Source organism: Pseudomonas fjordensis, from assembly GCF_976987115.1.
Genome location: NZ_OZ336860.1, coordinates 2,034,596 through 2,054,527 on the forward strand (window position 1 = coordinate 2,034,596; position 19,932 = coordinate 2,054,527).

The following is a 19,932-nucleotide window of genomic DNA, read 5'->3' on the forward strand; positions in this document are numbered from 1 at the left end:
TCCCTCGCCACGGAGTTACACGCGTTTTATCTGTCTTGCGCATCCTTGGCATCCGCCTGCGCATTGCGCTCGGCTACGCGTTTACGTTGTTCGTCGGTGAGTTCCACCTTGTTGGCGCTGTCACGCAGCATCATCAGGCCACCGACGATCGATCCGATCGCTACTACCATAATCAACCATGCATACCACGGCATAAGACGCTCCTTGAGGCAGAGGTTCGTGGGAGAATTTTCCCACGGTAATCACTGCTTTGAGTGACGGGCTTTCTGAGTAGTTCAGTGTAGGCCCGTTCTGCCTCATAGGCGCTATTGTCCGGTCAACATTGCATCCGCCGGTGCATCGACGCGGTCTTGTGCGGTCATCTGGAAGTAGATGAAACCCACCGCCATAAAACCCAGGAAGATCAGCCCGATCAAGGCATTGAACCAGGCCATTGCCACCAGGCACACCAGCGCCAGTACCAGCGCGATACCCGGCACGATGGGATAGCCCGGCGCGCGGAAGGTGCGTTCCAGCAGTGGTTCGGTCTTACGCAGTTTGAACAGGCTGAGCATGCTCATGATGTACATGACGATGGCGCCGAACACCGCCATGGTGATCATCGCGGCGGTCAGGGTCATGCCGCCCAGGTTGATCAGGCCGTCGCTGTAGATGGCGGCGATACCTACCACGCCGCCGGCGAGGATGGCCCGGTGCGGCGTCTGGAAGCGTGAGAGTTTGGCCAGGAAGGACGGCAGATAACCGGCACGGGCCAGGGCGAAGAACTGGCGCGAGTAGCCGAGGATGATGCCGTGGAAGCTCGCCACCAGACCGAACAGGCCAATCCATACCAGCATGTGCAACCACCCGGAGCTGTCGCCCACCACGGTTTTCATCGCCTGGGGCAATGGGTCGTTGATGTTCGACAAGGTGCGCCAGTCGCCTACGCCGCCAGCGAAGAACATCACGCCCATGGCCAGAATTACCAGGGTGAGGATGCCGCTGATGTAGGCCTTCGGAATGGTGCGCTTGGGGTCCTTGGCTTCTTCGGCGGCCATGGCGGCGCCTTCGATGGCGAGGAAAAACCAGATGGCGAAGGGGATGGCGGCAAACATGCCGGCAATCGCCGGGGCACCGAAGGTGTCGGAACCGGCCCAGCCGTTCAGGGCGAAGTGGCTGAAGCTGAAGGCCGGTGCGACTACGCCCATGAACACCAGCAGTTCGGCGACGGCGAGCACGCAGACCACCAACTCGAAGGTGGCGGCGAGTTTCACCCCGAGGATGTTCAGGCCCATGAACACGATGTAGGCGCCGACGGCGGCGTGCTTGGGGTCGAGTGCCGGGAACTGCACGTTCAGGTACGCGCCAATGGCCAAGGCAATCGCGGGCGGGGCAAAGACGAATTCGATCAAGGTGGCCAGGCCGGCAATCAAACCGCCTTTTTCACCAAAGGCGCGACGGCTGTAGGCAAAGGGGCCGCCGGCATGGGGAATCGCGGTGGTCAGCTCGGTGAAGCTGAAGATAAAGCAGGTGTACATCGCGGCGACCATCAACGAGGTCACCAGAAAGCCCAGGGTACCGGCGACGCCCCAGCCATAGCTCCAGCCGAAATATTCGCCGGAGATCACCAGCCCCACGGCGATGCCCCATAGATGCAAGGTGCCCAAGGTGGGCTTGAGTTGTGTGTTCATTGTGCTGCGCTCCCTGAACCGTTTGGAATGATTCAAGGTGTTGCAGTGGCTATGCCAAGCCTCAGAACTGTGTCGTAAAGCAGTGCCTATGTCGCCGGGGGGACGGTTTGGCGTTTGAATGTGGCATGCGTTGCACCACATAAGTGCGGTGGTGACTTGGCGGGCGCTTTCGCGGGCAAGCCCGCTCCCACACTTGACCGAGTGTTAACTGAAAAGAACGCAGTTGAATGTGGGAGCCGGGCTTGCCCGCGATGAGCATAGGTATCCACACAACTTTGTAGCGCTTAACGGTAACCACGATGCGAAGCGAGCCGCTCTTGATCTTGATCTGCTTGTGATCTTGATCTTAAGCGCCCCGTCAAACCACGCTGGCCGTAATTCGACAGTGATTTGGGGGGTAAACCGGCAGGGATGCCGGTTTAGCCGCCCCGCGCCATGGATGGCGCGTGGCGGCGGCCCCCCAAATCACTGGCGGATTACGGGCACACCGAGCCTAAGCGAGGTGCCGAGTGGTGGGGCAAGAGCCTTTTGCTTACTTTTGGGCTCTTCAAAAGTGAGCCGCCGTCAGGGCGGAACCCTAAGCGGCCGTTACCGCAGCAATGGATATGTACACAATCCAACTGTGTCGCCTGCCAGGCCGCCTTCGCGAGCAAGCCCGCTCCCACAGTTGGATCGCGGGGTGTCTGGTAGATAAGCATCGGCTGTCAGGTCGTCTTCGCAGGCAAGCCAGCTCCCACATTTGGATCCTGGGGCTTCAGGGCGATAGGCGCCGGCCGTCAGTCCGCCACGGGAGCAAGCTCCCTCGCCACCAGTCCAGCGTCACACCAAAGTTGTGTAGATATCTATGCCGCGATGAGGCCCTCCCAACCATTGCACATCTCCCTGTAAACCCCGCATAAACCCACTTTTTACGCCATCTTTACGCCCCACCCAGCCCCTCGCTCTCGTTCCTTTACACCGCTCCTGCGGACAATGCCCCCACACGCGGCAATCGCCGCACGAAGGGGAGACTTCCATGAGCGTTCTGGACGGGGTGTCACTGCTATTGGCCGTGGCGCTGTTCATTTATCTGCTGGTTGCGCTGTTACGCGCGGATCGGAACTAGGAGCGGGCTATGCACAGTTATGACTATTGGCTGATCATCGCCTTCTTCGCCGTGGTACTGGTGCCGGCACCGTTTCTGGGGCGGTTCTACTACAAGGTGATGGAAGGCCAGCGCACCTGGCTCACGCCCGTATTGGGGCCTGTTGAAAAGGCCTGTTACCGCCTCTCGGGCGTGGATGCGCAGCAAGAACAGAGCTGGCAGAAATACATGCTGGCCTTGCTCGCGTTCAACCTGGCGGGCTTCTTGTTGTTGTTCTCGATCCTGTTATTCCAGGGCTCCCTGCCATTGAACCCGCAGAAATTGCCCGGCCAGGAATGGACCCTGGCGTTCAACACCGCCGTCAGTTTCATGACCAATACCAACTGGCAGAACTACAGCGGCGAGGCGTCCTTGAGTTACCTGAGCCAGATGGCCGGCCTCACGGTGCAGAACTTCGTCAGTGCGGCGACCGGTCTCGCGGTCCTGGTCGCTTTATGCCGTGGGATAGGGCGCAAATCTGCCCAGACCCTGGGTAACTTCTGGGTCGACATGACCCGCGCCACCCTTTACGGCCTGCTGCCGTTGTGCCTGGTGCTCGCACTGTTTCTGGTGTGGCAGGGCGTGCCGCAAACCTTCGCCCACTATGTGGATGCCGTCACCCTGCAGGGCGTGGACCAGGTGATTCCCCTGGGGCCGGCTGCCAGCCAGATTGCGATCAAGCAATTGGGCACCAACGGCGGTGGCTTCTTCGGCGTGAACTCGGCGCATCCGTTTGAAGACCCGACGGCCTGGGCCAACCTGTTTGAAGTGGCCTCGATCATTCTGATCCCGGTGGCGTTGGTGTTTACCTTCGGCCACTACGTCAAGGACCTGCGCCAGAGCCGGGCGATCCTCGCGTGCATGCTGGCGCTGTTTCTGATCGGCGGCGCGACGTCGCTGTGGTCCGAGTACCAGCCCAACCCAACCTTGAACAACCCGGCGGTGGAGCAAACCGCACCGCTGGAAGGCAAGGAAACACGCTTCGGCACCACCGGCACCGTGCTGTGGTCGGTGACCACCACCGCGGCCTCCAACGGTTCGGTCAATGGCATGCAGGACAGCCTCAGCCCCCTGAGTGGGATGGTGGCATTGGTCAACATGATGGTCGGCGAAGTGATCTTCGGCGGTGTCGGTGCCGGCATGTACGGCATGTTGCTCAACGTGTTGATCGCAGTGTTCCTCGCCGGCTTGATGATCGGCCGCACCCCGGAATACCTGGGCAAGAAGCTGCAAGCCAAGGAAGTGCAATTGCTGGTGGTGACCCTGCTGGTGATGCCGGTCGGCGTGCTGGTGTTGAGTGCCATCGCTGCCAGCCTGCCCGGCCCGGCGGGTGCCATCAGTAACCCTGGCCCCCATGGGTTCAGCCAGTTGCTCTACGCCTACACCTCGGCCAGTGCCAACAACGGTTCGGCGTTTGCCGGCCTCGGCGCCAACACCCCGTTCCACAACCTGATGCTCGGCCTGGGCATGCTGATCGGCCGTTTCGGCTACATCCTCCCGGTGCTGGCCCTGGCCGGCAGCCTGGCGATGAAGAAGGCCGCACCGATTGGCCAGAACAGTTTCCCCACCCATGGCGCGCTGTTCGTGACCCTATTGACCGTGACCATTTTGCTGGTGGGCGGCCTGACTTTCCTGCCGACACTGGCGTTGGGTCCCATCGCTGAACACTTGAGCATGGGCTTCTAGTTAAGGGATATGAAAATGAATATGCCTGCAAAAAACGCGGCCCCGGTCAAACCCCAGGAGCCTGCCAAAACCGCAATCTCTGCGCTGTGGCGCCCGGCGCTGGTCCAGGCCTTCGTCAAGCTGGACCCACGCCAACTGCAACGCTCGCCGGTGATGCTGGTGGTCGAACTGACCGCCATCCTCACCACCGTGCTGTGCTTTGTGCCCGATACCACCGTTCCAACGTTTGTCGCCGTGCAAATCGCCGTGTGGCTGTGGTTCACCGTGCTGTTTGCCAACTTCGCCGAAGCCTTGGCCGAGGGACGTGGCAAGGCCCGTGCCGACAGCCTCAAGGCCGGCAGCGAGGGCTTGAGCGCACGCCGCCAGGAGGCTGACGGCAGCTTCAAAATGATACCGGCTACCAGCCTGCGCAAGGGTGATGTGGTACGCGTGGCTGCCGGGGAGATGATCCCCGGTGACGGCGAGGTCGTCGAAGGTATTGCGGCGGTCAACGAAGCGGCGATCACTGGCGAGTCCGCCCCGGTCATCCGCGAGTCCGGCGGCGACCGCTCGGCCGTTACCGGCAACACTTGGTTGGTCTCGGACTGGCTGTTGATCCGCATCACCGCCAACCCGGGCGAGTCGACCCTGGACCGCATGATCGCCCTGGTGGAAGGCGCCAAGCGCCAGAAGACCCCCAACGAAGTCGCGCTGGATATCCTGCTGATCGGCCTGACCCTGATCTTCCTGCTGGTGGTGGTGACCTTGCAGCCGTTCGCCCACTTCGCCAATGGCAGCTTGCCTTTGGTGTTTCTGGTCGCACTGCTGGTGACGCTGATTCCTACCACCATTGGTGGCTTGTTGTCGGCCATCGGCATTGCCGGCATGGACCGCCTGGTGCGCCTCAATGTGATCGCCAAGTCTGGCCGCGCCGTGGAAGCGGCGGGGGACGTGCATGTGCTGTTGCTGGACAAGACCGGCACCATCACCTTCGGCAACCGTCGTTGCTCGGCCGTGGTCGCGGCGCCTGGCGTCAGTGGCCGCGAATTGGCCGAAGGCGCGCTGCTGGCGTCGCTGGCCGATGACACGGCGGAAGGCAAGTCCATCGTTGAATACCTGCGCGCCTTGCACCCGCAGGCCGAGCCAAGCCTGGAGGCGTTGACCGCCGTGCCTTTCAGCGCCGAGACCCGTTTGTCCGGTGTCGACTACCAGGGCCACGTGTTCCGCAAAGGCGCGGTGGACTCGCTGCTGGCGTTTATCGGCCAGCAACGCAGCGACCTGCTGCCTGCGCTGTCGCGGGAAATCGACAAGATCGCCCAAAGCGGCGGCACGCCCTTGCTGGTGTGCGCCGATGGCAAATTGTTGGGAGCGATCCATCTCAAAGACGTGGTCAAGCCCGGCATTCGCGAGCGGTTTGCCGAGTTGCGCAAGCTGGGGATTCGTACCGTGATGGTCACCGGCGACAACCCGCTGACCGCCGCCGCGATTGCCGCTGAAGCGGGGGTGGACGACGTGCTGGCAGAAGCCACGCCAGAGAAGAAACTCGCGCGTATTCGTCATGAGCAGAACGATGGTCGTCTGGTTGCCATGTGCGGCGACGGCGCCAACGACGCCCCGGCGCTGGCCCAGGCTGACGTCGGCATGGCGATGAACGACGGCACCCAGGCCGCGCGCGAAGCCGCCAACATGGTCGACCTCGACAGCGACCCGACCAAGCTGCTGGACGTGGTGCAGATCGGCAAGGAACTGCTGGTGACTCGCGGCGCGCTGACGACCTTTTCCATCGCCAACGACGTGGCCAAGTACTTCGCGATCCTGCCAGCGCTGTTCGCCTCGATCTACCCGCAACTGGGCGTGCTCAACATCATGCACTTGCAGAGCCCCCAGAGCGCGATCCTCTCGGCCATCGTGTTCAACGCGCTGATTATCGTGGTGCTGATCCCACTGGCCCTGCGCGGCGTGCGCGTGCAAGCCGCGAGTGCGGCGGCGTTGTTGCGGCGCAATCTGCTGATCTACGGGCTGGGCGGGCTGTTGGTGCCGTTCGTGGGGATCAAGGCCATCGACATGCTGCTGAGCGCGCTGCACCTGGTTTGACCTGGCCGCTGATCGTTCCCACGCTCTGCTGATCGTTCCCACGCTCTGCGTGGGAACGCCGCCGCCCCGGACGCTCCGCGTCCCACCGCACCACTGAATTGAGGAGTCTGAAATGTCCAACATCATCCGCCCAGCCCTGAGCTTGCTGGTACTCATGACCCTGATCACCGGCGTGGCCTACCCGTTGGTAGTCACTGGCGTGGCGCAAGTGGCCTTCCCCGACCAAGCCAATGGCAGCCTGGTGCACGACGCCAGCGGCAAGGTGCGCGGCTCCAGCCTGATCGCCCAGGACTTTACCGGCGACCGCTGGTTTCACCCACGCCCGTCCGCCGGTGCTTTTGCCACCGTGTCCAGCAGTGCCAGTAACCTGGGGCCCAGCAATCCGGCCTTGGCCACTCGCATAGTCGAAGAGGCCAGCAAGAAGTCAGTGCCGGGCCAGGGCCCGGTGCCACTGGCCTCGCTGACCACCTCCGGCAGTGGCCTTGATCCCCACTTGCCACCGCAGGCGATTGCCTATCAACTGGCGCGAGTAGCGGCGGCGCGAAATGTGCCGGTGTCGACCTTGCAGCGGTTGCTGGATGAGCACATCGAAAGCCCGTTGGTTGGCCCGCCCGTAGTAAACGTCCTGGCCCTCAACATGGCCCTGGAACAACTCTGACCCCCTGTAGGAGCGAGCTTGCTCGCGAAGATCGTTAACGATGACGCGGGCGCCCAGAATAAACGCGGCGCTCTTGAGTTTTTCGCGAGCAAGCTCGCTCCTACATTAATTATCGAAGGACCACAGCATGAGCGACGCCGGCCGCGCCGATGCCCTGTTAGCCGATCTACCCCGGGACGGCCGTGGCCGGCTCAAAGTCTTCCTCGGCGCTGCGCCCGGTGTGGGCAAGACCTACGCCATGCTCCAGGCGGCCCATACCCAACTGCGCCAGGGCGTGCGCCTGATCGCCGGGGTGGTCGAAACCCACGGCCGCGCCGAAACCGAAGCCTTGCTCAGCGGCTTGCCGCAACAACCGCTGTTGCGCAGCGAATACCGTGGCGTGATGCTTGAAGAAATGGACCTCGACGGCCTGCTCGCCGCCAAGCCAAAGCTAGTGCTGGTGGACGAACTGGCCCACAGCAATGCCCCTGGCAGCCGGCATGAAAAGCGCTGGCAAGATATCCAGGAATTGCTCGCGGCCGGCATCAACGTGTTTACCACGGTCAACGTCCAGCATCTGGAAAGCCTTAACGATCAGGTGCGTGGCATCACTGGCGTACACGTGCGCGAAACCCTGCCGGACTGGGTGCTGCAAGAGGCCGACGAACTGCTGCTGATCGACCTGCCGTCTCGCGAGCTGCTCGAGCGCCTGCGTGACGGCAAGGTGTATGTGCCCGAGCAGGCGCGTGCGGCCATCGATGCGTTTTTCACCCAGACCAACCTCATGGCCCTGCGCGAGCTGGCTATGCAAACCGCCGCCGCCCATGTCGATGACGACCTGGCCCAGGGCTACCGCCAACTCGGCCAGGCCGCGCCGGCGGTGCGCGGGCGTTTGCTGGTCGGCGTGGATGGCGATGCCCAAGCCGAACGCCTGGTGCGCCATGCCAGCCGCGTGGCCCAGCGTCGGCATTTGCCTTGGAGCCTGGTGCACATCGACAACGGCCGTGCGCGGGATGAGCAATCGCGCCTGCGCCTGCAAAACGCCCAGCAACTGGCGGAGCGGCTGGGCGGCGAAGTGGTGTTACTGCGCGCTGGGGAGGTGGCCAAGACCCTGATCCAGCACGCTGCCGAACGCCGCGCTAGCCTGGTGCTGGTGGGGCAGTCGCGGATGCGCTGGCGGCGGCGTTTGTTCGGTGGCGGCTTGGCGGCGCGCCTGTTACGCAATGCCCGCGGCTTGGAAATCAACGTCCTCGACAGCGATGACATGCCTGCACCGCCACGGCTGCCCGATGTGCGCGGTTTGGTGTGGTTCGATTACGCCTTGGCGGTGGTGGCGACCCTCGCCGCTACGGCGGTGGCCTGGGCCGTGTCCAGTGCGTTGGCGCTGCCGAACATCTCGTTGGTGTTTCTCGCCGCCGTGCTGCTGGTGGCGGTACGCAGTAGCCTGGGGCCGTCCCTGGTGTGTGCGGCGCTGTCGTTTCTGACTTACGATTTTCTGTTTATCCCGCCGAATTTTTCCTTCGCTATCCAGCGTGAAGAAGACGTGCTGACCCTGTTGTTCTTTCTGTTAATGGCGGCGTTGACCGGCAACCTCGCCGCACGCCAGCGTCGCCAGTTGCAGGCGTTGCGCGATACCCAGGAAGAAACCAGCGAGCTGCTCGACCTGTCGCGCAAGCTCACCGCCGCCACCGACCGCCAAGCCGTCATCAGCGCCGCCGCCCACCATCTGCAAGGTTGGAACGACCTCGACCTGTGCCTGGTCAATCGCGACGGTCAGGGTGGCTGGAAGGTCGAGACCGGTGGCCCGTTGACCTTCACCGAAGCCGAACGCGCCGCCGCCGATTGGGCCTGGCAGCACGATCAGCCGGCTGGCATGGGCACCGGCACCTTACCGTTGGGGCGTTGGTGGTGGTGGCCGCTGTCGGGTGAAGAGGGGCCCTTGGGTTTGCTGGGTGTCAGTGCCAAGCCTGGCCTGGAATTGAGCGGGCAACGTCGGCGCTTGCTCACCGCGTTGAGCCAACCGCTGGCCCAGGCGCTGGCGCGGGCACAGCTGGGGCAGGAGTTGGAATCGGCACGCCTGCACGGCGAAACCGAACAACTGCGCAGCGCTTTGCTCGCCTCGGTGTCCCACGATTTGCGCACGCCGTTGACGTCCATGCGCGGCAGCATCGACAGCCTGCTGGCCCTCGGTGAAGCCATCCCGCTGGAGGATCGCCGCGAACTGCTCGAAGGCACCCGCGATGAAGCCGAGCGCCTCGACCGCTATATCCAGAACCTGCTGGACATGACCCGCCTTGGCCACGGTGCGCTGAAACTGGCACGGGATTGGGTGTCGCCCGGCGACATCGTCGGCAGTGCCCTTGGGCGATTGCGCGCCGTGCTGGCGCCGTTGCAGGTGAGCACCGATGTGCCGCCGGAACTGCCTTTGTTGTATGTGCATGCGGCGTTGATTGAGCAGGCCTTGGTCAACGTGCTGGAAAACGCCGCACGGTTTTCGCCGCCCCAGGGCCGCTTGCAGTTGCGCGCGGGCGTGGAGGATGAGCAATTGTTTTTTGCCGTGGCGGATGAAGGGCCGGGGATTCCCGAGGAGGAGCGTGCGAAGATCTTCGACATGTTCTACACCGCAGCCCGCGGTGATCGCGGCGGGCAGGGCACCGGCCTCGGCTTGGCGATCTGCCAGGGTATGGTGGGCGCGCACGGTGGGCATATCAGCGTGGCCGATGGCATTGACGGGCGGGGTACCTGCATCACTTTGTTTCTACCACTGCCCAAACAACCCGCCTTGGAACAAACCTTGTAGGAGCGAGCTTGCTCGCGAAGGTCGTTAACGATAAAGATGGCTTCCTGAATGCACGCGGTGCCTAGAAGTTTTTCGCGAGCAAGCTCGCTCCTACAGGAGGGGTGATTTTTTAATGGGTTTTGATGAGACACCATGAGCCAGACCGCGACGATTCTTATCATTGATGACGAACCACAGATCCGCAAATTCCTGCGCATCAGCCTGGCTTCCCAAGGCTATAAGGTGATCGAAGCCGGTACCGGCAACGAGGGCCTGGCGCAGGCAGCCTTGAGCAAACCGGATTTGCTGGTGCTCGACCTGGGCCTGCCCGACATGGACGGCCAACAGGTGCTGCGCGAGTTTCGCGAATGGTCCACGGTGCCGGTGCTGGTGCTGTCGGTGCGGGCCAGCGAAGGTCAGAAGGTCGAGGCTCTCGACGGTGGCGCCAATGACTACGTGACCAAACCGTTCGGCATCCAGGAGTTTCTTGCCCGTGTGCGTGCGCTGTTGCGCCAGGCACCAGCGGGCGAGGCCCAGGAAGCCGCCTTGAGTTTTGGCCCGCTGACCGTAGACCTAGCCTACCGCCGTGTCCTGCTGGACGGCGCCGAGGTGGCACTGACCCGCAAGGAGTACGCAGTGCTGGCGCAACTGGCCCGGCACCCGGGGCGGGTGATTACCCAGCAGCAGTTGCTCAAGGACATCTGGGGGCCAACCCATACCGAGGACAGCCACTACCTGCGTATCGTGGTGGGGCACCTGCGCCAGAAGCTGGCAGATGACCCGACCCAGCCGCGGTTTATCGTGACTGAGGCGGGGGTGGGGTATCGGTTGCTGAGTACTTGAGTTTATCGCTGGCTGGGCCGGCCCTTTCGCGAGCAAGCCCGCTCCCACACTTTGAAGGTGTTCACAGATCAAAATGTGCGGGCTTGCTCGCGAAGAGGCCATCAGCAACACCCACACGCTCAACTCTGCTCACTCTCATACCGATCCAACGTATCACTGGCAATCTCCCGCCCCAACGCGATCAACTCCGGCGCTTTATAGAACTCGAAAAACCGGCACACCCGCTTCGGCACGTTGATCAGCACATCCGGCGGGTACCCAGCGATCTTGTATTGCGCCAATGAGGTTTGCATCACCTCGAAACTTTGGTTGATCAGGTCCAGCAACGAGGCCGGCCCGACGTTGTCGATGATGAACGAGCCGGTGGCTGACTTCGGTGCGCCGGCTTTCTCCGGCGCCGCGGCAGGTTGCTGGGCTTCGGGTTCGGCAGACTCCAGCCACGGGTTGATTTCAGCGGCCTGGGCCTGCAAGGCTTCTTGTTCCAGCTTCATCAACTGCTCGGCCTGCTTGCGGCGAAACGGCAGGTGCGAGCCCAGTGACTTGGCCAGGCTGTTGAAGCGGCTCTTGAACGCGGGCGGGCGCTGGATCACTGGCAATTGGTAGTGCTTCTGGTTAGTGGCGTTGAGGTTGACCGCAATGATCAAGTCACAATGGCTCGACACCACCGGCACGATGGGCAGCGGGTTGAGCAGGCCGCCGTCCACCAACATGCGGTTGCCCTGCATCACCGGTGTGAACAGGCTCGGGATCGCCGCCGAGGCGCGCATGGCCTGGTGCAGGCAGCCTTCCTGGAACCAGATCTCCTGTTGGTTGGTGAGGTCGGTGGCGACGGCGGTGTAGGGGATGCGCAGCTCCTCGATATTGATATCGCCGACAATCTTGCGGATTTGCCCGAACACCTTTTCACCACGAATCGCTCCCAGGCGAAAGCTCACATCCACCAGGCGCAATACGTCGAGGTAGTCCAGGCTTTCGATCCAGTTGCGGTACTCGTCGAGCTTGCCGGCGGCGTAGATCCCACCCACCACGGCGCCCATGGAACAGCCGGCGATACAGGCGATGTCATAGCCGCGTCGTTCGATTTCTTCGATCACCCCGATATGGGCGTAGCCCCTGGCCCCACCGGAGCCCAGCACTAAGGCAACACGTTTCTTCATGGCCAGATCCTTCGCAAAACAGGGGCCCACAATGCACCCATCAAGGGGCCTGCTTCAATCCTTGCTGACAGCGCGCAATATTTTTCCAGGCTGGCGATCAGGCTCGGGTATGCTCTGGCAATAGGTACTACTGATTTCAGGCTAAGGACAAGGCACTTTTCCCTGTAGGCAACGTCTACAGGCTACGACTGAATTTGTATATTTGAGGTGTCATCAATGAAAGCCTGGATCTGTGTGCCTGTGATCGTGTTGGCCTTGGCTGGCTGTGCCGGGAAAACCGCGTATCGCGACAGCTGCGGCTCGCAATTGGACGCCGCCTGGAAAGAACTGGACCTGGCCAAGGCCGAAGGTTTTGCCGGCACTGTCAGCTACTCCAAGGCGTTGTCGCTGTTGACTGGCGCCAAGACTCAGCAGCAGTTCGAAGCCTTCGAGGGCTGCTCCAACAAGGCCGAAAAGGCGCGGTTCTACATTCGTGAGTCTCGCGCCGGGCGATGACCCAGCGGCGGGTAGGATTTTTCATCGGAAAGTGAGGGCAGGATGTCAGCGTTGGTCAATCAGTTAGTCGCTCAGGTCATTGGCCTGGAAGTAGGGTTACTGAGCTGCCAGGCTCGCCTCGCCGCCGTCACTGACGATGAAGCCCTGCATGATTTGCGCACCACGGTACGCCGCCTGCGCAGCCTGTTGCGCCCTTTGCGCGGGCTGCCCGGTGTCGAACAGCTTGAATTGGCCGCCAGCACGGTTGGCCAACTGACTACGCCGCTACGCGACCGAGAGGTGCTGGCGGCGTATTTGCATCAGCACGGTTATCACGATGCGGCTGATCGGCGCCTGCGCATGCAGCCCGAGGCTTATCGCCAGGTGGCGCAAAGCCCGGAGCTGGCGCACTTGCTGCTGATCTTGGATGCATTCCCGCGGTTTATCCGCGCGTCCCAGCACCAGAAACTGCTCAAAGGCTTGCGCCCGCGTATCCAGAAGCGCCTGGCCAAGCAATGGCAGAGACTCGATGAGGCCCTGAAGGATCCCGATCATGATCGCCACCGGCTACGGTTGCTGATCAAGCGTGTGCGCTACGCTGCCGAGGCGTATCCGGAGCTGGACAAGTTACCCGCCAACGCCCTGTCGCATTTGAAAAAAGCCCAGAGCGCCCTGGGTGATTGGCATGACTGTTGGCAATGGCTGGCCCAGGCCGGTCACGAGCCAGACCTGCAACCCTGCGTAGCGGTGTGGCAGCGCACCATGCTCAAGGCGCAAGGCAAGGCCGACCGCGTGCTGGATAAACTTAGCGCCGAGTGTTTTTAAACCGGTCCGGTTTTTGGCCGGAATAGGCGCTGTGCCTCTGCAATTGGATGGTTAAGATTCCTCCACGATTTACTTGATGTGAGGTCGCCATGCGCTTTAGTGATTTGCTCGATGCTGCCCGTAGCAATCCGCTGGATGTCACCATTCCTGCCGAATGGGCCCAGGGCCGGGCCACCTTTGGTGGCCTGGTCGCCGCCTTGCAATACGAGGCGCTGCGCGCTCAGGTGCCGGCGGATCGACCGCTGCGCTCCCTGGCAGTCACCTTTGTCGGCCCGGTAGCGCCGGATGTACCTGCCAGCTATCAAGTCGAAGTGCTGCGCGAAGGCAAGGCGGTCAGCCAGTTGCTGGGGCGCGTGGTGCAGAACGGTGAAGTGGCGACCCTGGTCCAGGCCAGTTTTGGCGCCTCTCGCCCCTCGGAAATTGACGTGGCGAGTGAGCCACCACCGGTCTTCAAACATTGGGATGAGTGCCAGGAACTACCTTATATCAAGGGCGTTACCCCCGAGTTCATGCGCCACTTGGCAATGCGCTGGAGTGTGGGTGGCTTGCCGTTTACCGGCAATAAATCTCGCGAGATGGGCGGTTGGGTACGGTTGCGCGGGGATGTAAAAGAAGAGCCACTGACCGAGGCGCATATCCTCGCCCTGGTCGACGCCTGGCCACCGGCGTTGCTGCCGCACCTGAAAAAGCCCGCGCCGGGCAGCACCCTGACCTGGACCATCGAGTTCATCCAGCCGCTGCAAGACCTGACCACCCTTGACTGGTGCCAGTACCACGTCAACATCGAACACGCCCGCGACGGCTACGGCCACGCTGCCGCTGCCTTGTGGAGCCCGACCGGCGAGTTGATCGCCCTCAGCCGCCAGACTGTGGTGGTATTCGCCTGAACCTGCCAGTCAGTGGTGGTGCCGCTGCCGCCAGGCGCGCCACCAGCCACCGCTGAGCACAAAGCGCGGGAAAGTCACGAACTGCTCCACCACCAGGCGCTGCACCGCATCTTTACGATCGCTGAACGGCTCACTGGCCTGGGCCTCCAGGCTATGGCCATGACGCTGCAACGCCAGGCCCGCGACAATGCCAATCACACCGACGGCGAAGCTGGCCAGGCTGAGACTGAACACGCCCGACACGATTAGCAGAAAACCGACGATAAACAGCGGCACGGCAATCAGGTGCAGCGCCAGGTTGGTCGGGTGCTGATGGTTCTGTGGGTACTGACGCCATTGCCAGGCGGGGAGATTGGGGTGACGTTTGCCCATGGTGGTGAATCCTCTGTCCGTTGAAACAACATGGATGGAGTGTAGATTGGGCTGGAGGGCAGGGCGAATTGGCCTTTGCTATGGCTCTCATAGTTGCGGTTTCGTAAATAAGCTCATGGGTTTTTATATGGAATCGTCTGACCAGTTGTGATCTTCTGGTTCAGGGCAGTTCATATAGACCGAGGGGCCGGATAGGGATAGCCATTTAGCCTTGAATTCAACAGATGCATTTTTCGATTTCGCTGTGAAAAAGAAATGTCCGTTCTCTTTTAGTATTTCTATGTTAAAAACTTCTCTGAGAGGGAGGTTTGTTATTTTTAGTTCGGTAATGTTGGAACAGGTCAATCCAATTCTGCATGTATTATATCCTTTGTCTTTCCATTTTTCGGGGAGCCGGTCAGGAAAGTCTGGTATGTCAAAACCGATGCCGAAATCATTCAGATCATTTTCTATGCGGAGCGAGTGTATATAAGCTTTTCCGACTTCAATAGGTCGGCTGAATACTTTGTTGAAAAAGATAGAGCCATCAAGGTCATTCCAGTTTTTCATTTCTTATCCTTGAATAAATAATGGTCTTTTGCTCCTGGTATCTTACCAGTTCGAGGTGTATCAATAGGGCGCAAATTAAAGTGAGCGCCTTGGTCTCCTGTCCCGTTTTCAGAACCGAATTTATGCCCGGCCGAATGGTCCTGAATTAGCACTTTAGAATTATCTGCTCTCGTGTATTGGTATACCCTGGTGTTAATAGGTTTTCCTGAGCTGTTTAAAATTTTTCGGCCGTTCATATCCGACATCTTGACTATGCCATATTGCTTCGGTAACCCGGAGTCCGAATCTATCAGAACGTCAGGTTGTTGTGACATTGGTATGTTGGCATCTCTTTTAGCTTCTCTGAATGCTCCTCTACGAGAGAGATTTGGGGCATTGGGGTCAGTGTGTACTGCACAGGTTTGATTGTTCTTTCCTTGGCCAGGGCAATTAGGGTTCAGCCCCAGAGGGTCTACCCACCCCGTAGGATTGGGCACATACCGATACCCATTGATCCCCCCCGCCAACTTCACCGGATCTGGCGTCAGGTAGCGACCAATATCCGGATTGTAGTAGCGATGGCGGTTGTAGTGCAGGCCGCTTTCCTGATCGAAATACTGCCCTTGAAACCGCAGTGGATTGTCGACTTTGCCCACGTCGAGCCGGGCGATCTGGCCGTAGGCGCGGTAGTGGGCGGACCAGACGATTTCGCCTTCGGGGCTGGTGAGTTCCTGCGGGGTGCCGAGGTGGTCGAGTTGGTAGTGGTAGGGCTTGGTTTCTTTTGGGCCGAAACCTTCCAATAGTGCTAATGGGCGGAAGCTGTCGGGTTCGTAGAGGTAGCTGCGATGGCAGTCAGCATGGTGCTCGGCAATCAGCTTGTCGCCTTGCCAGAAAAACTCGGTGGTCTTGCCGTCGACGGTTTTGCTGATGCGCCGTCCAAACGGGTCGTAGCGATAGCTGGCGGTCTGGCCGTTGGGTTGGGTAACGCCGATCAGCCGATGCTGGCAGTCGTAGCGGTATTCGGTGGCGAGTTGCTGGCCTTTGCCACGTCGTTCGCGGATGAGGTTGCCGAAGGCGTCGTAGTCGTAATGGCGGTCGCCTTGGATCATCAGGCGGTTGGCCGCGACGATGTCGGGGCCGGGGCGGTCTTGCATGAGCAGGTTGCCGGCGGGGTTGTGGCCGAAGCGTTCCTGTATGTCTTGGGAGTGGTCGGCGCGGGTCAGGCGGGCGAGGGGGTCGTAGTGGTAGCGGTGTTCGCCTTTGCGGGTGTCGAGCAGGCGGGTGAGGTTGCCGGCTTTGTCGTAGTCGTATTGGCGTTGGTAGAGGTGGTTCTGTTGCTGGGTCACCGCGTGGGCGTGCAGGCGGTGTTGTTCGTCGTAGTGGTAGTGGCTGAGCAGTTGGCCTTGCTGGCGCTGGTGTTCGCGGCCGCTGTTGAATAGATGGGAGGTGAGCACTCCTCCGTTGAGTTCGACGGTGGCGAGGTGGCCGCCTTTGTCGTGGTTGAAGGTGACGCGGTTGTTGTCTGGCAGGCACAAGTTTTTCAGCTGGCCGCAGGCGTCGTAGCCGTAGCGCAGGGTGCCCCAGCCTTGGTGCTCGGCGGTGAGGCGGTTTTGGCGGTCGTACTCGTAGGCCAACGCCCAGTGACCGTCTTCGACGCTGAGGAGGTTGCCTTGGCGGTCGTAGGCATAGTCGACAACGTTGCTGTCGGGCAGGGTTTTTCTTACGAGGCGCCCGGCGTGGTCGCGCTCGTAACGGGTGATGAGCTGACTGCCATCGTCGCCGTATTCGGTTTTCTCCAGCAGGTTGCCGTTGAGGTCGTAGGCATACGCGGTGCGCTGGCCGTCGAAGCCGGTTTCCTGGCGGATCAGGCCGTTGGGGTGGTAGTCGAGTTGGTAGGTTTCGCCGGCTTCGTTTTCGATCTCGGTGAGCAGCAGCCGAGTGTTGTCGTAGCGGTACTTGACCTGGGTGCCGTCGGCGTTGAGACGGCGGCTGATCAGGTGCAGGCCGTCGGCGTATTCGTAGCGGGTGACGTGGCCGAGTTCGTCGCGTTCGGCGATGATTTTGCCGTAGGGGTTGTAGCTGAATTCCCTACATCCACCACCGGGCTCGATCAGCTTTAGCAGACGCCCTACGGCATCCCATTGATATTGAGTTTGAGCCCCATACTCATCCTCACGAGCAATTTTCCGTCCCAGGTCGTCATAGCGATAACGCTTGATTCCACCATGGGGCAATTGCTCTTCAAGCAACTGCCCGCGCTCGTTCCACACCAGCCGATGGCAACTGCTGTCCGGGTACCAAATCCCCGTCAGTTGCCCCTGTTTGTTGTAGCTGTAGTCAGTCGAATGGCCATCGGGGTCAGTCTTGCGAATGACATCGCCTTGGTCATTACGCTCATATTTCCAGACTGCCTCACCACGCCTTACAACCCGTACGAACCCATTGTTATGCTCGTAGGACGTCGGCTCATCATCCCCCGGAAACAGCGCCACCAGGCGTCCGGCGTCGTCATACTGATAGGCCGTCACCGCGCCCATCGGGTCTTGCTCGACGGTCAGCCGGCCTTGGTCATCGTAGGATTTGTAATGCTGAGCGCCGTCCGGATCGATGCGCTGCACCAACCGCGCCCGATGGTCATGGACATACACCTCCTGGCTACCGTCGGCGTTATGCACGGTGACGCGCCCGTCATCGCCCCAGGCATAACGCGTGTCCATCTGCGAAAAACTCGCCCAATGCCGCACACAGCGCGCCGCCTTGCCAGCGCCTTCCCACTCCCAGAAGAAACTCGCACCACCGGCCAGTTGGCGTTCCAGAATGACGTGCTGGTCGTCGTACCGATAACGCTCGCTTTCCCCGACAGCATTGGTCGCGCAGACCAGTCGTCCATGTTCGTCATAGGCGTAGGAAACAAGATTCTGCTCGGTCTCCCACACGTAGGGCTCACGCCCTTTGGCGCGATGCACCTGGTAGTCCACCGCGACGATGCGACCCAACTCATAACGCAACAGCAACGAACGACCGACGCCGTTATCCAGCCGCTCAATCCGCCCTGAACGATCCCGGCAAAGGCGCAGGCGGTTGTCATACGCATCGCTTATCGAGACCAGCACACCATCGCGGAAGTGATAGAAACGCGAGGCCTGGGCCAGCACCAGTTCATCAGGCGCCGAACCCAAGTAGATCGCCGCTTCCGCCAGGCTATTGGTGATCGCAGGCCGAGAATCGGTGGGCAAGGGCAGGGTAGTCGAGCGGTTCTCATGGTCAGTCCACACCACTGAATCGCCCGACACCACCAGCCGATGGGCCAGCGCATGGCTCCAACCAAACCCCAACCCACAATCGACTTCCACCGCGCTGGTGCGATACAGCCGCGTCCACTCAAACGGCAAGTTCCCGTCCAGAGCGCCGTCGGTAAGGGTGAGCAATTCCTCGCCAGTGACCATCGACACCGGGCAACCGTGAGTGACGGTTTTATCCGCAGGCGCCGCCGCATCCCCCTTCGGATTCGAAGCCACAGCCGGCACATCATCGACAGGCTCCTGACGGACCAACGTCGTGCGCTGGGCCTTGCCGCGCACCATCTGCACCGGGTTCGAAACCAGCGTATCGCCAGCCTTCAACGGCACAGCCGGCACTGCCTTGACCGGCGTCGCCGCACTGCTCAGCAACACCGGCTTGGCGGTCTCAACATGCGTCTCCAACCGAGGCCCCGAGACGTGTTTGGCCAACATCTCCAACAACGCCCGTGCCCGCCCGGATTTGACGTGACTGAGCGTCTGCGCACCCAGGCGCAGCTGTACCCCAATGCCTCGCGTGGCCCAGATCAGCAACAGATTGATCAGGACCTCACCGGTGATTTCACCCAGCAGTTCGTACATATCGGGCGGCGGCAGCATGCGTACCCAGGCCACCAGCGCCGACAGGTAGATAAACAACAGCGGCTCATCACTGAGCACCAGCAAACCCTTGGCCAGCGTGTCTTTGCCCAGCGTGAGCAGCGCCTTCAGCTCGGCTTCGGACAGGTATTTCAGCAGCTTCTCGCTATTGGATTTGAGATTCGCGAGCAGGTCGTACAGCTCGGTGATGTTGTCCCACAGGTTATAAAGCGCGCCGCCAAGCCCGGCAGCAAAGGCCATACCCTGTAACGCACTGCGCTTGTAGGCGGGCGCTTTGGCAAAGTCTGCCCATCGAGGTTTGAAGTGCTCGGCCCAGGCCTTGCGCAAATCCGCTTCCAGCCCGGCGATCACAGACTCATAGGAGGCATACAGCGCCTGGACGTGAGCCTTGGAAACGTTGGGGTAAAAGGTGATTTCGTACGTCTGGTCGCGGGTACAGTCGTTGACTTCAAGAATGCCGCTGGGGCCAATGGTGCGATGCAGTGGCGCACCTATCGGGCTTCTGTCTCGTGCAACGGCTTGCAGCCTCACGGCCGTGTTGCCGATGGGCACGAACTGCGTGCTTTCGAACAGATGCACCAAGGTCAGCCCGCCTTGGGCTTTGCATTGAGCGACCGTGCGACTGGGTTTTTTCGAAGAAGCCGGCGCGACCAGTGCGACCTGTTCTCCAACCTTGAAGACCTGCTCCACGCTAAGTGCCGAACCACTTAAAAAGCTGTCGGCCCACTTATCAAAGGTATTCAGGCAGGTGCGGAAATCCGCGAATACGCGCTCAACCTTCGGCGCTTCGGGATCCATCGGCACCAGCACCAGGTTGGCCAGCACCGAGATCAAGAGACAGCCCCATCCACCAGGGCTTTAACGAACACCACCATCTGCACTCCCTCGCACTGTTTGATCAGGCGAGGGACTTTGCAGCGGTTGTCAGGTAAAAGAAGTCGGCGTTATTCGCGAGAGGGGCGAGGAAGTTTCGTCTTAA

15 protein-coding genes are annotated in these 19,932 nt (G+C 61.0%); 9 read left to right on the top strand and 6 right to left on the bottom strand.

The window, feature by feature from the left end; translation table 11 throughout:
- Nucleotides 1-26: 26 nt before the first annotated feature.
- Both ACWHXD_RS09405 and eat read right to left on the bottom strand, forming a co-directional pair.
- Nucleotides 27-194: a DUF2897 family protein gene (locus ACWHXD_RS09405; protein ID WP_003172675.1), complete on the bottom strand. Its 168-nt coding sequence runs from the start codon at nt 192-194 to the stop codon at nt 27-29.
- 111 nt (nt 195-305) lie between these two features.
- Nucleotides 306-1,670 (bottom strand): ethanolamine permease, encoded by a 1,365-nt coding sequence (gene eat, locus ACWHXD_RS09410; protein ID WP_047710375.1) that lies wholly within the window; start codon nt 1,668-1,670, stop codon nt 306-308.
- 1,015 nt (nt 1,671-2,685) lie between these two features.
- On the opposite strand from eat, the gene kdpF reads away from it, so the two are divergent.
- From kdpF to ACWHXD_RS09440, 6 genes are all read left to right on the top strand, one after another.
- Nucleotides 2,686-2,775 carry a K(+)-transporting ATPase subunit F gene (gene kdpF, locus ACWHXD_RS09415; protein WP_003218754.1) on the top strand — a complete coding sequence of 30 codons (90 nt, stop codon included), beginning with the start codon at nt 2,686-2,688 and terminating at the stop codon, nt 2,773-2,775.
- Between the two features lie 9 nt (nt 2,776-2,784).
- Nucleotides 2,785-4,479 (top strand): potassium-transporting ATPase subunit KdpA, encoded by a 1,695-nt coding sequence (kdpA, locus tag ACWHXD_RS09420; protein WP_098952319.1) that lies wholly within the window; start codon nt 2,785-2,787, stop codon nt 4,477-4,479.
- A gap of 15 nt (nt 4,480-4,494) precedes the next feature.
- Nucleotides 4,495-6,552, top strand: a complete 2,058-nt coding sequence (kdpB, locus tag ACWHXD_RS09425; protein WP_192901640.1) for a potassium-transporting ATPase subunit KdpB — start codon at nt 4,495-4,497, stop codon at nt 6,550-6,552.
- A 112-nt stretch (nt 6,553-6,664) separates the two neighbouring features.
- On the top strand, nt 6,665-7,210 hold the full coding sequence (gene kdpC, locus ACWHXD_RS09430; RefSeq protein WP_138762125.1) for a potassium-transporting ATPase subunit KdpC: 546 nt from the start codon (nt 6,665-6,667) through the stop codon (nt 7,208-7,210).
- Between the two features lie 127 nt (nt 7,211-7,337).
- The gene (locus tag ACWHXD_RS09435; RefSeq protein ID WP_138762124.1) at nt 7,338-9,989 is read left to right on the top strand and encodes a DUF4118 domain-containing protein; all 2,652 of its coding nucleotides are present in this window, start codon (nt 7,338-7,340) and stop codon (nt 9,987-9,989) included.
- Between the two features lie 132 nt (nt 9,990-10,121).
- Nucleotides 10,122-10,811, top strand: a complete 690-nt coding sequence (locus ACWHXD_RS09440; RefSeq protein ID WP_138762123.1) for a response regulator — start codon at nt 10,122-10,124, stop codon at nt 10,809-10,811.
- 119 nt (nt 10,812-10,930) lie between these two features.
- On the opposite strand, the gene ACWHXD_RS09445 is transcribed toward ACWHXD_RS09440, so the two are convergent.
- The gene (locus ACWHXD_RS09445) at nt 10,931-11,968 is read right to left on the bottom strand and encodes a patatin-like phospholipase family protein (protein ID WP_003189836.1); all 1,038 of its coding nucleotides are present in this window, start codon (nt 11,966-11,968) and stop codon (nt 10,931-10,933) included.
- 216 nt (nt 11,969-12,184) lie between these two features.
- Here ACWHXD_RS09445 and ACWHXD_RS09450 point away from each other — a divergent pair, with 216 nt between their 5' ends.
- The 3 genes from ACWHXD_RS09450 to ACWHXD_RS09460 all read left to right on the top strand — a co-directional run bounded on the left by ACWHXD_RS09450 (nt 12,185) and on the right by ACWHXD_RS09460 (nt 14,154).
- Nucleotides 12,185-12,463, top strand: a complete 279-nt coding sequence (locus tag ACWHXD_RS09450; protein ID WP_003189839.1) for a hypothetical protein — start codon at nt 12,185-12,187, stop codon at nt 12,461-12,463.
- 42 nt (nt 12,464-12,505) lie between these two features.
- Entirely contained in the window at nt 12,506-13,267 is a 762-nt protein-coding gene (locus ACWHXD_RS09455; RefSeq protein WP_138762122.1) for a CHAD domain-containing protein, read from the top strand.
- An 89-nt stretch (nt 13,268-13,356) separates the two neighbouring features.
- Nucleotides 13,357-14,154 carry an acyl-CoA thioesterase gene (locus tag ACWHXD_RS09460; protein ID WP_032892764.1) on the top strand — a complete coding sequence of 266 codons (798 nt, stop codon included), beginning with the start codon at nt 13,357-13,359 and terminating at the stop codon, nt 14,152-14,154.
- Between the two features lie 9 nt (nt 14,155-14,163).
- Here ACWHXD_RS09460 and ACWHXD_RS09465 read toward each other — a convergent pair whose 3' ends face one another.
- The 3 genes from ACWHXD_RS09465 to ACWHXD_RS09475 all read right to left on the bottom strand — a co-directional run bounded on the left by ACWHXD_RS09465 (nt 14,164) and on the right by ACWHXD_RS09475 (nt 19,787).
- A complete protein-coding gene (locus tag ACWHXD_RS09465; protein ID WP_003189844.1) occupies nt 14,164-14,526 on the bottom strand; it encodes an Mpo1-like protein in 363 nt (120 codons plus the stop codon).
- A gap of 123 nt (nt 14,527-14,649) precedes the next feature.
- The gene (locus ACWHXD_RS09470) at nt 14,650-15,075 is read right to left on the bottom strand and encodes an Imm50 family immunity protein (RefSeq protein WP_138762121.1); all 426 of its coding nucleotides are present in this window, start codon (nt 15,073-15,075) and stop codon (nt 14,650-14,652) included.
- Complete coding sequence (locus ACWHXD_RS09475; RefSeq protein WP_138762120.1) at nt 15,072-19,787, bottom strand: RHS repeat-associated core domain-containing protein; 4,716 nt, start codon at nt 19,785-19,787, stop codon at nt 15,072-15,074. The genes ACWHXD_RS09470 and ACWHXD_RS09475 overlap by 4 nt, the downstream gene beginning before the upstream one ends.
- Between the last annotated feature and the right edge of the window lie 145 nt (nt 19,788-19,932).

Bases quoted from the DNA above. Each gene is read 5' to 3' on its own strand.
- ACWHXD_RS09405 (WP_003172675.1), bottom strand. From the start codon at position 194: ATGCCGTGGTATGCATGGTTGATTATGGTAGTAGCGATCGGATCGATC.
- eat (WP_047710375.1), bottom strand. From the start codon at position 1,670: ATGAACACACAACTCAAGCCCACCTTGGGCACCTTGCATCTATGGGGC.
- kdpF (WP_003218754.1), top strand. From the start codon at position 2,686: ATGAGCGTTCTGGACGGGGTGTCACTGCTATTGGCCGTGGCGCTGTTC.
- kdpA (WP_098952319.1), top strand. From the start codon at position 2,785: ATGCACAGTTATGACTATTGGCTGATCATCGCCTTCTTCGCCGTGGTA.
- kdpB (WP_192901640.1), top strand. From the start codon at position 4,495: ATGAATATGCCTGCAAAAAACGCGGCCCCGGTCAAACCCCAGGAGCCT.
- kdpC (WP_138762125.1), top strand. From the start codon at position 6,665: ATGTCCAACATCATCCGCCCAGCCCTGAGCTTGCTGGTACTCATGACC.
- ACWHXD_RS09435 (WP_138762124.1), top strand. From the start codon at position 7,338: ATGAGCGACGCCGGCCGCGCCGATGCCCTGTTAGCCGATCTACCCCGG.
- ACWHXD_RS09440 (WP_138762123.1), top strand. From the start codon at position 10,122: ATGAGCCAGACCGCGACGATTCTTATCATTGATGACGAACCACAGATC.
- ACWHXD_RS09445 (WP_003189836.1), bottom strand. From the start codon at position 11,968: ATGAAGAAACGTGTTGCCTTAGTGCTGGGCTCCGGTGGGGCCAGGGGC.
- ACWHXD_RS09450 (WP_003189839.1), top strand. From the start codon at position 12,185: ATGAAAGCCTGGATCTGTGTGCCTGTGATCGTGTTGGCCTTGGCTGGC.
- ACWHXD_RS09455 (WP_138762122.1), top strand. From the start codon at position 12,506: ATGTCAGCGTTGGTCAATCAGTTAGTCGCTCAGGTCATTGGCCTGGAA.
- ACWHXD_RS09460 (WP_032892764.1), top strand. From the start codon at position 13,357: ATGCGCTTTAGTGATTTGCTCGATGCTGCCCGTAGCAATCCGCTGGAT.
- ACWHXD_RS09465 (WP_003189844.1), bottom strand. From the start codon at position 14,526: ATGGGCAAACGTCACCCCAATCTCCCCGCCTGGCAATGGCGTCAGTAC.
- ACWHXD_RS09470 (WP_138762121.1), bottom strand. From the start codon at position 15,075: ATGAAAAACTGGAATGACCTTGATGGCTCTATCTTTTTCAACAAAGTA.